The sequence below is a fragment of the Tetragenococcus halophilus subsp. halophilus DSM 20339 genome (genome assembly GCF_003841405.1).
Taxonomy (GTDB): Bacteria; Bacillota; Bacilli; order Lactobacillales; family Enterococcaceae; genus Tetragenococcus; species Tetragenococcus halophilus.
Genome location: NZ_PXYA01000001.1, coordinates 665633 through 679070, shown reverse-complemented (window position 1 = coordinate 679070; position 13438 = coordinate 665633). Strand labels below are relative to the sequence as shown.

General features: G+C 34.1%; 15 protein-coding genes. 13 read left to right on the top strand and 2 right to left on the bottom strand.

Translation table 11 applies throughout. The annotated features are described in order from the left end of the window. Positions 1-34 precede the first annotated feature (34 nt). The 10 genes from C7K42_RS03180 (at position 35) to C7K42_RS03135 (ending at position 10437) form a co-directional block, all read left to right on the top strand. Positions 35-1846, top strand: a complete 1812-nt coding sequence (locus tag C7K42_RS03180; RefSeq protein ID WP_124175389.1) for a glycosyltransferase family protein — start codon at positions 35-37, stop codon at positions 1844-1846. 313 nt (positions 1847-2159) lie between these two features. Next, a complete protein-coding gene (gene mltG, locus C7K42_RS03175) occupies positions 2160-3338 on the top strand; it encodes an endolytic transglycosylase MltG (protein ID WP_103099807.1) in 1179 nt (392 codons plus the stop codon). Positions 3339-3478: 140 nt separating this feature from the next. Further along, complete coding sequence (gene greA, locus C7K42_RS03170; RefSeq protein ID WP_014124986.1) at positions 3479-3961, top strand: transcription elongation factor GreA; 483 nt, start codon at positions 3479-3481, stop codon at positions 3959-3961. 119 nt (positions 3962-4080) lie between these two features. Next, positions 4081-4812, top strand: a complete 732-nt coding sequence (gene liaF / locus C7K42_RS03165; RefSeq protein WP_103099806.1) for a cell wall-active antibiotics response protein LiaF — start codon at positions 4081-4083, stop codon at positions 4810-4812. After that, a complete protein-coding gene (locus tag C7K42_RS03160) occupies positions 4809-5888 on the top strand; it encodes a sensor histidine kinase (RefSeq protein ID WP_103099805.1) in 1080 nt (359 codons plus the stop codon). The genes liaF and C7K42_RS03160 overlap by 4 nt, the downstream gene beginning before the upstream one ends. After that, positions 5885-6514: a response regulator transcription factor gene (locus tag C7K42_RS03155; RefSeq protein WP_103099804.1), complete on the top strand. Its 630-nt coding sequence runs from the start codon at positions 5885-5887 to the stop codon at positions 6512-6514. Before C7K42_RS03160 ends, C7K42_RS03155 begins: the two co-directional genes overlap by 4 nt. 11 nt (positions 6515-6525) lie before the next feature. Further along, entirely contained in the window at positions 6526-7191 is a 666-nt protein-coding gene (locus C7K42_RS03150; RefSeq protein WP_103099803.1) for a potassium channel family protein, read from the top strand. 11 nt (positions 7192-7202) lie between these two features. Continuing rightward, on the top strand, positions 7203-7496 hold the full coding sequence (locus tag C7K42_RS03145) for a HesB/YadR/YfhF family protein (RefSeq protein ID WP_103099802.1): 294 nt from the start codon (positions 7203-7205) through the stop codon (positions 7494-7496). Positions 7497-7917: 421 nt separating this feature from the next. Then, the gene (locus C7K42_RS03140; protein ID WP_234976227.1) at positions 7918-9411 is read left to right on the top strand and encodes an LTA synthase family protein; all 1494 of its coding nucleotides are present in this window, start codon (positions 7918-7920) and stop codon (positions 9409-9411) included. An 84-nt stretch (positions 9412-9495) separates the two neighbouring features. Further along, on the top strand, positions 9496-10437 hold the full coding sequence (locus C7K42_RS03135; RefSeq protein ID WP_103099801.1) for a glycosyltransferase family 2 protein: 942 nt from the start codon (positions 9496-9498) through the stop codon (positions 10435-10437). A gap of 31 nt (positions 10438-10468) precedes the next feature. Here the strand turns inward: C7K42_RS03135 and C7K42_RS03130 are convergent, their stop codons facing one another. Beyond that, positions 10469-11422 (bottom strand): phosphoglycerate dehydrogenase, encoded by a 954-nt coding sequence (locus C7K42_RS03130; RefSeq protein WP_103099800.1) that lies wholly within the window; start codon positions 11420-11422, stop codon positions 10469-10471. Positions 11423-11500: 78 nt separating this feature from the next. Next, a complete protein-coding gene (locus C7K42_RS03125) occupies positions 11501-12298 on the bottom strand; it encodes a DUF1189 domain-containing protein (RefSeq protein WP_103099799.1) in 798 nt (265 codons plus the stop codon). Between the two features lie 248 nt (positions 12299-12546). Here C7K42_RS03125 and C7K42_RS03120 point away from each other — a divergent pair, with 248 nt between their 5' ends. The 3 genes from C7K42_RS03120 to C7K42_RS03115 are packed head-to-tail and all read left to right on the top strand — an operon-like array spanning position 12547 to position 13426. Then, a complete protein-coding gene (locus C7K42_RS03120) occupies positions 12547-12975 on the top strand; it encodes a GtrA family protein (protein WP_124175388.1) in 429 nt (142 codons plus the stop codon). 20 nt (positions 12976-12995) lie between these two features. After that, the gene (locus tag C7K42_RS12840) at positions 12996-13142 is read left to right on the top strand and encodes a hypothetical protein (RefSeq protein WP_159459082.1); all 147 of its coding nucleotides are present in this window, start codon (positions 12996-12998) and stop codon (positions 13140-13142) included. Continuing rightward, the gene (locus tag C7K42_RS03115) at positions 13139-13426 is read left to right on the top strand and encodes a GtrA family protein (RefSeq protein WP_130708304.1); all 288 of its coding nucleotides are present in this window, start codon (positions 13139-13141) and stop codon (positions 13424-13426) included. Before C7K42_RS12840 ends, C7K42_RS03115 begins: the two co-directional genes overlap by 4 nt. Positions 13427-13438: the final 12 nt, after the last annotated feature.

Here is a 13438-nt window from a genome sequence, read left to right as displayed (position 1 = left end):
TTAATCAAAAAATTACATGTGAATGCGGAGGAGAATGACAGTGGAGGCCCCGGGAAAAATAAAATTGAACAATAGGGATAACAGAAGAAAGGTCCGCTTAACAAAAAAACAAATCATTATTGCTTTATCCATTATTATTTTAGCAGCTTTTTTAATGGTATCTGCTCAGCTTTATAAACACGGAATCATTCTTGGAAATGATATGATGTTTCATTTCAATCGTTTTTATGAAGCGTATATGCAAATAAAAACAGGTGATTTTAATTATTTTCAGTCAATTTTTTCTTTTGACCAATCAGGAAGAATCGTTAACGCATTATATGGACCTGACTTTTCTTATTTACAAGGTTTGTTAATGTTTTTTACTAAAAATTGGTTTCGTTATCAATTATTGACTTCATTCCTTTGTTTTTTTATTGCAGGCTTAGCAATGTTTTCTTTGGCCAGTAAAGCGCGGGTTCATTATAAATTTTCTATCTTTATTTCATTACTTTATATGAGTAGTTCAATGGTTTCTCATTATGCGTTATCGCAAAATATGACAAGCTGGGGAGCGGCTTTTATTCCTTTTATTTATGTTCCAGCTGTTAGAGTGATCCAGGATCAAGAAAGACCGATAAAGCCTATTGAATTAGCACTTGCTGTGACAAGCGTTGGATTTTTACACAATTTAACGTTATTTCTTGGAATTCTCTCAAGTGTTCCCTTTTATATAGTTGGTTTTTTACGTACAAAACATAAAGGAAAAATGATAAAAGATTTTTTTATCGCCGTTTTTCTAACGATTTTACTTAATATTAATACTTTAATAGGGTTTTTAGAAGTTTCCTTAACTAATCAACTTGTGTATCCTAAATTCTTTGATGATGTCTTATCTTATACAACTTATTTTGATATTGGAGATAACAATTATTCTAGTCTAGGCATGGTCTTTTCTTGCTTAATGTTGTTTCAAATTTTTTATTTCTTTGTTAGCTGGAAAGATACTTCTATCGTTGAAAGGCTGTTAACACTTGTGGGGGCTTTCTTCTTAATTCTTTCTACGAATTTTATACCTTGGGAAGATATTTCTCTTTATACGAGTTTTGTTCAAATCATTCAGTTTCCAAGAAGGTTTGTTTTGATAGCTTATATTTTTCTGCTTATTGCTTTTGCTTATACACTAGAGAAATTAACTAAAAACTTGAATGCAGATAAGAAAAAAGTTATGTACTCCTTTTTATGTATGCTTTCATTTTTGATGATTGCAAATGTTAATTTAAATATATTACGAAGTGCCGAAGCCTGGGAAAGCGATACGCCAACTTCTTCAGGAAACAACGCTCCTTGGGTTACCACCAATGACCCGGACGAGCTTCGTGCAGGTTTTACAAGCGGGAGTTATGAAGATGCGTTTAAAGTTATCAAAAAGCCGACCCCTGATTATTTACCATTATTAAATGATATGACCCAAGAAGAGCTGGACGAACAAGGTGGCTATCAAATGTATGATGAGCAGATCGTCAATAATAGTCTTGATGTCTCAAAAACAATTGATGAGAAAAATAGATTAGTACTAACATGGAAAGGAAGGGAAAACCAAGAAAATATCTTACCAACTATTGTTTATACAGGAAGCCAGATCAATTTTAATGGAAAAAACTTGACGTCAAATCAGCTACAAAAGACAACTCTAGGCGCGCCGATTGTTCAATCTAAAAAAGGCATAAACAAATTTACTATTGGATATAAACCTTTAGTGAATATAAAACTACTAATGAGTATTAAGTTTGTTACGATTGTGTCGTTATTTATTTTTGCTTTTGCTAAAATTATAAATAATTTTATTTATTTCAAACAAAAGTGAGTAGGTAAACATTGAAAATATAGAATTTAAATGTTTGTTTTATCAATTTATTGGTCACGATTTAGTACCTTCCAATGAATAATGTGTAATAGGCTGATAAAAACTATATCATGGTATACTAACAATTATGAAATTCAAGATTATTAGCTATCATGATTTTTTCTTTAGAGTGACTATTTAAAAAATAATTTCTTTTTTGATCTCATAACATTTAAGAAAGAGAAAGAAAATAGTAAAAAACATTTTATTTGGATACACTTTCAGGTATAATAGGACGAGTTAGAAACTTGAATGAAGATTAGGAGGCGTTGTTTTGAGTGACAAGAACCAATCAGAAGACAACCAAACTTCAGATAAAAAACAAAAAACAAATAATAAAACAAATAATAAGCCAAAAGATGTAAAAAAACGAAAGAATCGAAGGAACAAGGAAGATCGAGTTGTTCATAAGATTGTTTTAGTCATTATTTTAGCTTTAGTTGTTGTGGGGTTGATATTTGGTTTTTCTACTTATAATTATGTAAAATCTAGTATTAAACCATTGGAACCAAATAGTGAAGAATCGGTCGCTGTAACCATTCCTAATGGGTCTTCGAACAAACAGATTGGTGAGATTCTAGAAAATGAAAATGTGATCAACAGTGGCATGGTTTTTAATTATTATATGAAATTTAATAATCAAGATGGCTTTCAAGCAGGTGAATATGTCTTTTCTCCAAGTATGACTTTAGATGAGATCGCAAATAGCTTGAAAGAAGGAGAAAGTGCATTTGATCAAGCCAGAATTGCTGTACCCGAAGGTTATGATGTCGAAGAAATTGCGGCAGAAATTGATCAACAGACAGAATTTAGCGAAGACGAATTTCTTGATTTAATGAAAGATGAAGACTTTTTCGATGAATTACATGACAGCTATCCTGAGCTTTTAGATGATGCAGCGGAAGCTGAAGAGGTTCGTTATCGTTTGGAAGGTTATTTGTTCCCGGCTACTTATGATTATCAACCAGATATGAGCTTGGAAGAACTTGTAGAACAAATGGTCGCAACGACGGATTCAACGCTAGAAGGTCATTATGATGAAATTAAAGATTCTGATTTGAATGTACAAGAAACGATGACGGTTGCTTCTTTAGTAGAAAAAGAAGGTGTGACAGAAGAAGATCGTAAGGATATTGCTCAGGTGTTCTTTAATCGTACTGAAGCTGATATGCCGCTACAATCGGATATTTCGATCTTGTATGCCTTAGGTGAGCATAAAGAAACTGTTACTTATGAGGACCTTGAGGTTGACTCGCCATATAATTTATATCAAAATGTTGGTTATGGTCCTGGACCATTTGATAATCCGAGTGAAGATTCTATCGATGCGGTCTTGAATCCGACAGATAATGATTATTACTACTTTGTCGCGGATGTATCTACAGGTGAAGTTTATTATGCAGAAACCTATGAAGAACATAATGAGTTGATTGACGAGCATATGGACAACTAAAAAACGGTTACAAAATAAATCGAAATTAGGTTTACAATTTAAAAAAATAGTGGTAATCTTTTGTGGACTTGAAAAGATTACCATTATTTCTTTTTTAATAAAAAATGTAAAAGAAGTAATTTATGAAGGAGACTTTAGAAATGGCAGAAGAAAAAGTTTACCCAATGACGCCAGAGGGTAAAAAACAATTGGAAGACGAATTAGAAGAATTGAAAACTGTTAAACGTGGTGAAATTATCGAACGAATTAAGATTGCACGCGGTTTTGGTGACCTTTCCGAAAATTCAGAGTATGAATCAGCTAAAGATGAACAAGCCTTTGTCGAAGGGCGCATTACAACATTAGAAAATATGTTACGTTTTGCTCAAGTTGTTGATAGCGATGAAGTTGATAAAGATGAAGTATCTATTGGAAAAACCGTTGTATTTAAAGAATTGCCAGATGAAGAAGAAGAGGAATATAAAATTGTCGGAAGCGCTGAATCCGATCCATTTTCTGGCAAAATTTCCAATGATTCACCTATTGCTCAAGCATTGATTGGTAAAAGAAAAGGCGATAAGGTAACCATTGAAATACCTAATGGTAATATGGACGTAGAAATTGTTAGCGTAAAAGAAAGCTAAGATGAAATAGGAATGAGCCCACAGGGTTTATTCCTATTTTTTCAGCCGGAAGGCGGATGAGCCTTAAATGGTTTTGTAGTAAACTATAAGAAATAATGTTTTAACGAGGAGTGGAGTATGTGAGAAAACCCGGACGATTTTTCTTTGTCATTGAGAGTTTATTATTATTGCTTGTTATTTGGCAGACGATCCATAACTCACTTTTACTCATATTGATTGCTTCTGGCGCTTTTTTCATTTACTTGGCCTTGCGTCGGAAAAAGAAAGCAAAGACAAGTAACTTTAAACTATTTTTAGGGATCATCTTGATTTTATTTGGCTTGCTTAGTAATCCAGCAGTATGGCTTATGTTGGTTTTTACTATCCTTTTTATTGGCTTAAAAGGGATTGAAATTTCAGGTGTTGATTTTTCTAATTATGCTTTTTGGAACAAAAAACAAATGATTATGGTTCAAACCCAAGAAGCTAGAAATCATGATGGAAAAAAGAAAAAACAACAATGGCTTGGTAACGAGCGTATTGGTAACCATGTTTATGAATGGGATGATATTAATATCAATGTATTATCTGGTGATACGATCATTGATTTAGGAAATACGATTTTGCCTAAAAAAGATAATGTGGTTCTTGTTAGAAAAGGTATCGGACGAACACGTTTGTTGGTCCCAACAGGAATTGGCGTTCAATTAGAACATACTGCATTAATGGGTACAGTTTATTTTGAAGACTATGAAACAAAATTAAGGAATGAAACGCTTAAACTTTATAGCAAAGAATATAGTGAAAGTGCACGCCACCTGAAAATTATAACCAATGCCTTGGTTGGAGATATCGAGGTGTTTCGTGTATGACAGATAAAAAGTCACGAAAAATGCTGTCTGCATTTAGTAGCCTTTTTGCTTTGTTAATGATGCTTATTGTTTTATTTTTTTACATGTTAGGAACAGATCAAAAACAACCTTGGCTACAATTATTCCAAGTACGTATCGCTTATGTTCCGCTCATATTTTATATCATTGGCATCGCGCTTGGGTGTGGCTTAGTTACCTTTGTTGTGTTTACGTATTTTCAGAAGAAGGAAATAGCGCCTATTACAGAAAAACTCCGCTTACTAGTCAGTGGTAACTTTAAAGACACCAGTTTAAATTATTCAGATGTTTACTTAGATGAAAGTAAAGAGCTCACTATGATACATCAAGATATTTTTCAAATTACAGAAAAGTTAAAGGATATGTCAAGTGAGCTACAAGAACTTAACACGAGACCACAATATATTGACGGTCAAACCAAAGAGGAAATTTTGGAAAGTGAACGTCATCGTTTAGCAAGAGAGTTACACGATTCTGTATCACAAGAGTTATTCGCGGCTATGATGATGATGTCAGCTGTTACGGAAAAAGCTAACGAATCAGCTATCTCTGAGGCGCAACAAAAACAACTGCAAATGATTTCTTCTATTATAAACAACTCACAATCGGAAATGCGTGCATTACTATTACACTTACGTCCAGTAACTTTAGAAGAAAAGAGCTTGAAAAAGGGAATTGAACAATTATTACGAGAATTACAAAGCAAAATTAAACTTTCTTTGAAATGGGATATTGAAGATGTGGATATTCCACGTCATATTGAAGATCAGTTATTTCGCGTAATACAAGAATTATTATCAAACACTTTACGTCATTCTAAGGCCAATGAACTGGAAGTTTATTTACATTTGATTGAAGAAAATGTGTTATTACGCGTTGTAGATGATGGTGTTGGTTTTAATCCAGACCAAAAAGAAAGGGCTGGAAGTTATGGGTTACGTAACGTTCGTGAACGCATAGCAGCTGTTGGTGGGACAGTTAAAGTGATCAGTTTTAAAAATCAAGGAACAAGCATTGAAATAAAAATTCCTTTAATCAAGGAGGGTGTTAATAAATGATCAGTGTTTTATTAGTGGATGACCACGAAATGGTGCGTTTAGGTGTGTCTTCTTATTTGTTGGTACAAGAAGATATTGAAGTCATTGGAGAAGCAGAAGACGGTCAAGAAGGTTATGAAAAAGCGATCCAACTGCGTCCAGATGTTATTTTGATGGATTTAGTCATGGACGAGATGGACGGAATCGAAGCGACTCAACTTATTTTACAAGAATGGCCAGAAGCTAAAATTCTAATTGTGACAAGTTTTATTGATGATGAAAAGGTTTATCCAGCTATGCAAGCAGGTGCTGCTGGTTACTTATTAAAGACTTCCAGCGCAGCTGAGATTGCTGATGCGATACGTGCAACTAAGCAAGGAGAGCGCGTAATAGAATCAGAAGTATCAGATAAATTAAGTCATCGCCAATCTTATGAAGCAGCCCAATTACATGAAGAGTTGACAATTCGTGAAAAAGAAGTTTTAATGTTGATTGCACAAGGAAAAAGTAATCAAGAGATTGCAAGCGAATTGTTTATTACTTTAAAAACAGTAAAGACACATGTGTCGAATATATTATCAAAATTAGAAGTGGAAGATCGTACACAAGCTGCGATTTATGCTTTTAAGCATAATTTAATCAATTAAAGGAGATCATCATGAAACAAAATTATGCTATTATAGGTTTAGGGCGTTTTGGTGGGAGCATTTGCCAAACTTTGGTAGAATCAGGGCAAGAAGTGTTGGCTATTGATAAAAGCGAAGATCGTGCGAATGCATATATGGATATTGCGACGCACGTAGTGGTAGGCGATGCACAAGACGAGATGACGTTGCGCTCATTAGGAATTCGTAATTTCGACCAGGTAATCATTGCTATCGGCGAAGATATCCAAGCAAGTATTTTGGTTACTCTGATGGTCAAAGAAATGGGCGTGCCAAATATTTTAGCTAAAGCCAATAATGGGTATCATGCGCGTGTTTTAGAAAAAATTGGTGCAGATAAAGTCGTGCATCCAGAACGAGATATGGGAATACGGATCGCACATAAGATGGTTTCTAGTAATATCTTAGATTCTATTGAGTTATCTGATGAATATTCCTTGGCTGAAATTCGAGTGAAGAATAAAAAATTCTTTAATAAAACTTTGCTAGAAATGGATTTCAGGCGACGTTTTGGATTGACTATAGTGGCTGTTCGTCGTCGTAATGGAGACGTGATTGCTTCTCCTCCTGCAGAAGAAGTTGTTCGTGAGAACGACCATTTGCTAGTAATAGGAAATGTTGAGGAAGTTGATCAATTAGATGCAAAATTAAACGAGTAGGAGTGGAGTAGATGAATATTGCAGTCACACCAGAAGCGCTGGCGTGGTTTAAAAGAGAAATCGAGTTAGAATCGGGAATGGGTATTCGTTTTTTTGGAAAAGTTTATGGAAGTACACAAGTGCACGATGGCTTTTCAATAGGAATGTCTGTTGATCGTCCAGAAAATCCCTTGGTAAAAAAAGAAATTGAAGGTATATTATTTTTTGCCGAAAGGGAGGACGATTGGTTTTTTAAAGGCTATGATTTAACTGTAGATTACAATAAGGAATTAGACGAACCCAAGTATATTTTTACTGAAAATTAACTACAAAAAGCCAGGTGTTAAAAAAAGAGCACTTGGCTTTTTTCGAAAATACATAAAGAAAGATGATATTTATGCTGCTTATTTTAATTTTGTTTACCTTGCTCTTTTATATCTCTTTAAGGAAAAATCAACGAAAAATGATTTCAAGGCTGCTTTTTTTAAGTGCTAGCTATATTCTTCTATCATTTTTTTGTGGCGAAGTTTTGATCGTGCCTTATTAAATATACCGGCTTTAATTTATTCGCCGATCAATAATGCACAGAACATGGTTTTGTGTGCTATCGCGGCTGCTATTATTTTTTGCTTATTACAAATATATATATTTGTTTCAAATAAAGGCTATTTCGTTTCCAGTCTTTCCTTTAATAAACGCCAATGGCTTACCTTTGTTTTGTTAGTGCTTTTTGCATTTGTGGGTGGTTTGATCTATACAAGTAGTTATTGGACAATGCATGATATGGGAAATGTTCGTTTTGACCAGATTATCTATATCATGAGTCAATCTTTAAGGGAAACGGATCCTTTAAAAATTAGAGAGTTTATAGTTAAACCCTTGCTTTCAGCAGTAGGCTTCGCCAGTGTTGTTGGGGTATTCGTTTACTTTTTTGCAACACATCAGCTTTCTCTAAGAAATAATCGTCCAATAAAAAAGAGGAAGGTTTTATCTCCAATCTTTCTTTTCTTAGCTGTTTTACTCTTTTCTTCAGGATTAACATTAGGTATAAGAGAGGTTGGTTATGAAGACGTTAAAGCATACTATTTTGAAGATACTGAGGTTTATGATGATTACTATGTTGATCCCTCTGAGCAAAGTTTACAATTTCCACAAAAGAAAAGAAATCTTGTTTATATTTTCTTAGAATCTATGGAAAGTAGCTATGCCGATAAAGAGATAGGTGGCATTGAAGAGAAGAATTTGATTCCTCGTTTGACAGACTTGGCCCTGGAAGAGGGTACCCAATTTTCTAATGCTAGAAAAGGGAAATTAGGTGGTATGATGCAAATCCCGGGCGCTAATCAAACCGCAAGCTCCATGGTTGCACAAACTTCAGGTGCGCCTTTAAGAGCAAGTAGTGGTGTTTTAGATGTTAATAATTATGGCATGGAAGAACCAAGTTCTTTTTTTCCTGGCGTTTATAGTTTAGGAGAAATTTTAGAAAAGGAAGGTTACAATCAAACCTTGTTTCTTGGATCAAAAGCCGGATTTGCGGGCAGAAAAGCTTACTTTGAACAGCACGGTAATTATGACATTCGGGATTATCATTGGGCAAGACAAGAAGGATTGATCCCAGAAGACTATTACGAATGGTGGGGTTATGAAGATGACAAGCTCTTTGACTTTGCTAAAGATTCATTAACAGAGCTTGCTGACCAAAAAGAACCTTTTAACTTCACCATGCTAACAGCGGATACGCATTTTGAAGATGGATATGCTACAGATGAAACGCCGGATCTTTTTGGTGACCAATATAGTAATGTCATTCATGATTCTGATCAAAAAATCAGTGATTTTATCCAATGGATGAAAGAACAACCTTTTTATGATAATACAACGATTGTTTTAGTAGGAGACCATTTAACCATGGATAAAGATTTCTTTGAAGATATTGATGCTAATTATCAAAGAAGTGTTTATAATGTCTTTTTAAATACAGAACAAACGGCTTCCAAAACAGATAAACGTTTATTTAGCGCTGTGGATATGTATCCTTCTACTTTGGCAGCTTTAAATGTGAAAATTCCTAATGAAAAGCTTGGACTGGGTGTCAACTTATTTTCTGATAAAAAAACATTGATGGAACAAATGGGCTACAAAAAATTTGAGGAAGAAATGACTAAACGTTCTGATTATTATGATAAATATTTAATGCAAGGTTCAGATCAAGAAGTTGAGCAGGAAAATGCTGATAAATAAAAAATAGATATTAAAATTTACCTAGTTTGCAAAATAACATGATATAATTAAAGAAAGTGTTTATTTGAAGTAGGAGGCGTTTGTATGTTGTCCATTGTAGTACCCTGTTTTAATGAGCAAGAGTCTTTACCTTATTTTGTCAAAGAAGTTGAAAAGGTCGCTTCAATCATTACACATTCAGTTGAATATGTTTTTGTAAACGATGGATCACAAGATGATACATTACAAAGTTTAAGGCAGTTATATAAGAACATGCCTGATCGGGTTCGTTATGTTTCATTTTCAAAAAATTTTGGTAAGGAGTCTGCTTTATACGCTGGATTGCATGCCTCTAGAGGTGATTTAGTCACGGTCATGGATGCTGATTTGCAAGATCCACCAGATTTATTGCCCCAGATGATCGAACGAATCGAGACTTCTGATATCGATTGTGTGGGTACCAGACGTCAAGATCGAGAAGGTGAACCCGTCGTTCGTAGTTTTTTTGCTCGCTTATTTTATAAATTAGTCAATAAATTTGGCGATACTGAAATGATCGATGGTGCTCGTGATTTCCGCTTGATGACAAGGCAAATGGTTGATGCGATTTTGTCTATGACAGAGTACAATCGTTTTTCAAAAGGGATATTTAGCTGGGTGGGTTTTAACACTGAATATATTTCTTATGAGAATCGTGAACGAGTCGCAGGAACGACTTCTTGGTCGTTTTGGAGTCTTTTTAAATATTCAATTGATGGGATTGTAAACTTTTCAGATGCTCCTTTAACTTTAGCTGCGCTTCTTGGTGGCTTGTCTTGTATAGCTGCTGTTATTGCTTTGATCTTTATTGTGATTCGTGCTTTGTTGTTTGGGGATCCGACGACTGGTTGGCCTTCCTTGGCTTCGATTGTGTTGTTTATGGGAGGATTGCAGTTACTGTTTTTAGGAGTGATCGGCAAATATATCGGTAAGATATTTTTGGAAACAAAAAAACGACCTATTTATATCGTTAAAGAAACTGAAAAAGATATAAAAAAAGAAAGATGATCCAAAATTTTTAATGGACCATCTTTCTTTTTTAATAACCAGAGTTTAAAGAGACTTCGTTTTCTACAAGTTTTCCCTCGTTAACAAAACTAGATAAATTATCCAAAAATATTTGCATAAATTTCTTTTGAAAATGTGGGGTATAACCTGAGATATGTGGTGTTATCAGGATGTTTTCTAGAGACCATAAGTCATTATCAGAAGGTAAAGGTTCTTCTTCAAATACGTCAATAGCTGCAAAATTGATGTCTTTATTTTTTAAGGCAGCATATAAATCCTCTGTATCAACACTTGAACCACGTCCAACATTTATAAAGGTCCCAGTAGTCTTCATACTATTGAAAAATTCAGTGTTATATAGATGGTAAGTATCTTCTGTTAAAGGCAGGATATTAATTACTATATCAGAAAAAGAAGCTTGCTGGTTTAGCTCACTTAATGGATATGTTTCTGTGAAGTGTGCTATCGCGCGTCCATTTGTATTGATGCCGACAGGTTTACAGCCAAATACATCAAGATAGGATGCTAATTTTTGACCAATTTTTCCCGTGCCTACGATCAATACTCGCAAATCATACAGATAGGAGTAATCAGCGGATTTATCCCAAGTGGCTGTCAGTTGATTTTGTATGGCAGTAAATATCCCTCTACTTTGCATAAATATAACGGCTAATAAATGATCTGCGATCGATTGCGCATGGATACCGCTCGAATTGGTAAGCTGTATACCGTAGTCTTTAAATTTAGTAAGTGGTAAATAATCTACACCAGCTGAAATGGAATGTACCCATTTTAAGGGCGTACCTTCAAATAGTAACTTATCATTCCAATCTTTACGCCAACCTATTGTAATTTCAACATTGTTCCAAATATCAGCTTCGTTTCGTTCATCAGCAGTTACAAATTGGTAATCAGGGTCAATTTTCTTCATTTTTTGCTGAAATTCTTCGCGAAATGGACGAACTGATAAAATATACTTTGTCATATTATCCGCTCCTTTATCAACTAGTATACAATATTTTAAAGAAAAAGACATTTCCAGCTGGCTGAAAATGTCTTAAGGTTATTCAATTTTTTTCGTGCTTTTAATAGCTTGCATAAAGATAAAGAATGCTAAAATAGCAATTAGCATTGTACTATCGAAACCTGCAGAAAAACTATTGATCACCGCGCCTATAATAACGGGTAAAGTTGCGCTTGCAATCATGATTTTTAAATTGTCCAAAAATCGATTGCTAGTACGCTGAATACGGCTGTATAAGTTTCCAATGATAGTCGTAATCAATAAAATGACAATCAAGTTGATAAAAGAAGGATAAGTAGCAACCAGTAATGCCACTAAGAGTGTCCACCAAGGTAGTTTACTTTGACTTAATTCATTTCGAATCATTTCCCCAGTTAAATTTTGCATCCGACTATCATCATAAGATAACTCAAACTGATTGTTGCCAAATATCGTTTCTGTTGCTTCATTGGACTGAAGGCTTAACACTGCTTCTTCTTGTAACAAACCTATGCTCAAAAAATTACCGATCATATCTTTTGAAATATCATCAGAAGTTCGTTGTCCTTCAGGGTCAAAGGTGAAAATAATCGAATCCGTCTGATAGATAAATCCATCTTGTTCATTTGTCTGCATTTTTCCATCTTCGACTGTGAAATCAGGAATCTGTTCAGCGATTTCTTGTCCGTCCGATTGGATATCCGAAAAAACCTGACGTACTTGCAGTGTGATAGGTATGGCTGCAATTAGACTTAGTAACAATAGATAGAGGATCATCTTTCCAAAACCGATATTTTTGGCGTTTTTTAACTCATTAAAATGCAGTATTGAATTTTTTACTAACTGAAGAAAACTCATATTGTAACCCTCTTAATTTTATTTTTATTCATACCTAATATTTTATCTAACTAAAAGTGAGAAAACAAGAAGAATTCTAACTTTAATCTTAAAAGAGACGGTTTGAAATCAACTAGTGTCCTAGCTTAAAGGAAGATATTTTATAAAAATTTTCTAGAAATGAAATAATTTGTTGTATTTTAAATGAAAAAAGGATATTTTTATTTAGAGTTATAAATTCGTACTGAAGTGGTGGATGAGGTGACAAATTGAAGCAACTAATCAAAAGATTAAAAGAGGACCAGAAACTACAAGAAATTATTGCTTATTTATTTTTTGGTGGTATGACCACTGTCGTAAATTTTATTACATTCTTTTTAGCTAGAAGATTGTTTGGCTGGAATTTAGTTATATCAAATACACTTTCATGGATTTTTTCTGTGTTATTTGCTTTTGCTACTAATAAAAGATGGGTTTTTAAGTCACAAACAACTAGCATGAAGCGATTTTTTTCTGAACTAAGTAAATTTTTCTTTTACCGCATTGTTTCCTTTGGTATCGATATGGGGTGCATGTTGCTCTTTGTTGATAGTTTAAATATGAAAGAGTTTTGGGCAAAACTCATAACCCAGATTATTATTGTAGTTGCTAATTATGTTTTTAGTAAATTTTTTATTTTTACGCAAAAAAATACCTGATTTTTAAGGAGTAATTTTTCATGCAACATCTTCGTCAATACAAAAATTGGCTAGAACGTAAGGGACTATGGGAATTTGTTGCTTATCTTTTTTTTGGCCAATTAGCGACGATTGCTAATATCATTATCCATTTTTTATGCATGGGATTTTTCACGTTCACTATATGACAGCCACGATTATTTCTTGGTTTTTAGCGAATGTGTTTGCTTTTGTGACAAACAAATTGTGGGTTTTTCATTCAAAATCGTCCAGCCGTTTTGCTTATTGGACAGAGTTTTTACGATTTATGTTATTTCGCTTGTTTGCTTTGGGGATTGATATCAGCTTTATGTATTTGTTAAGAGAATGGATGCAGCTTGGTAATGGCTTAGCCAAAGTGTTGACGCAAATCTTGGTGGGGATTGCTAATTACTTATTTAGTAAATTTTTGGTTTTCCGTCGCGTCTCTTAAAAATAGGAGCAT

Bases quoted from the DNA above. Each gene is read 5' to 3' on its own strand.
- greA (WP_014124986.1), top strand. From the start codon at position 3,479: ATGGCAGAAGAAAAAGTTTACCCAATGACGCCAGAGGGTAAAAAACAA.
- C7K42_RS03130 (WP_103099800.1), bottom strand. From the start codon at position 11,422: ATGACAAAGTATATTTTATCAGTTCGTCCATTTCGCGAAGAATTTCAG.
- C7K42_RS03125 (WP_103099799.1), bottom strand. From the start codon at position 12,298: ATGAGTTTTCTTCAGTTAGTAAAAAATTCAATACTGCATTTTAATGAG.
- C7K42_RS03160 (WP_103099805.1), top strand. From the start codon at position 4,809: ATGACAGATAAAAAGTCACGAAAAATGCTGTCTGCATTTAGTAGCCTT.
- C7K42_RS03155 (WP_103099804.1), top strand. From the start codon at position 5,885: ATGATCAGTGTTTTATTAGTGGATGACCACGAAATGGTGCGTTTAGGT.
- C7K42_RS12840 (WP_159459082.1), top strand. From the start codon at position 12,996: ATGCAACATCTTCGTCAATACAAAAATTGGCTAGAACGTAAGGGACTA.
- C7K42_RS03135 (WP_103099801.1), top strand. From the start codon at position 9,496: ATGTTGTCCATTGTAGTACCCTGTTTTAATGAGCAAGAGTCTTTACCT.
- C7K42_RS03150 (WP_103099803.1), top strand. From the start codon at position 6,526: ATGAAACAAAATTATGCTATTATAGGTTTAGGGCGTTTTGGTGGGAGC.
- C7K42_RS03180 (WP_124175389.1), top strand. From the start codon at position 35: ATGACAGTGGAGGCCCCGGGAAAAATAAAATTGAACAATAGGGATAAC.
- C7K42_RS03145 (WP_103099802.1), top strand. From the start codon at position 7,203: ATGAATATTGCAGTCACACCAGAAGCGCTGGCGTGGTTTAAAAGAGAA.
- C7K42_RS03115 (WP_130708304.1), top strand. From the start codon at position 13,139: ATGACAGCCACGATTATTTCTTGGTTTTTAGCGAATGTGTTTGCTTTT.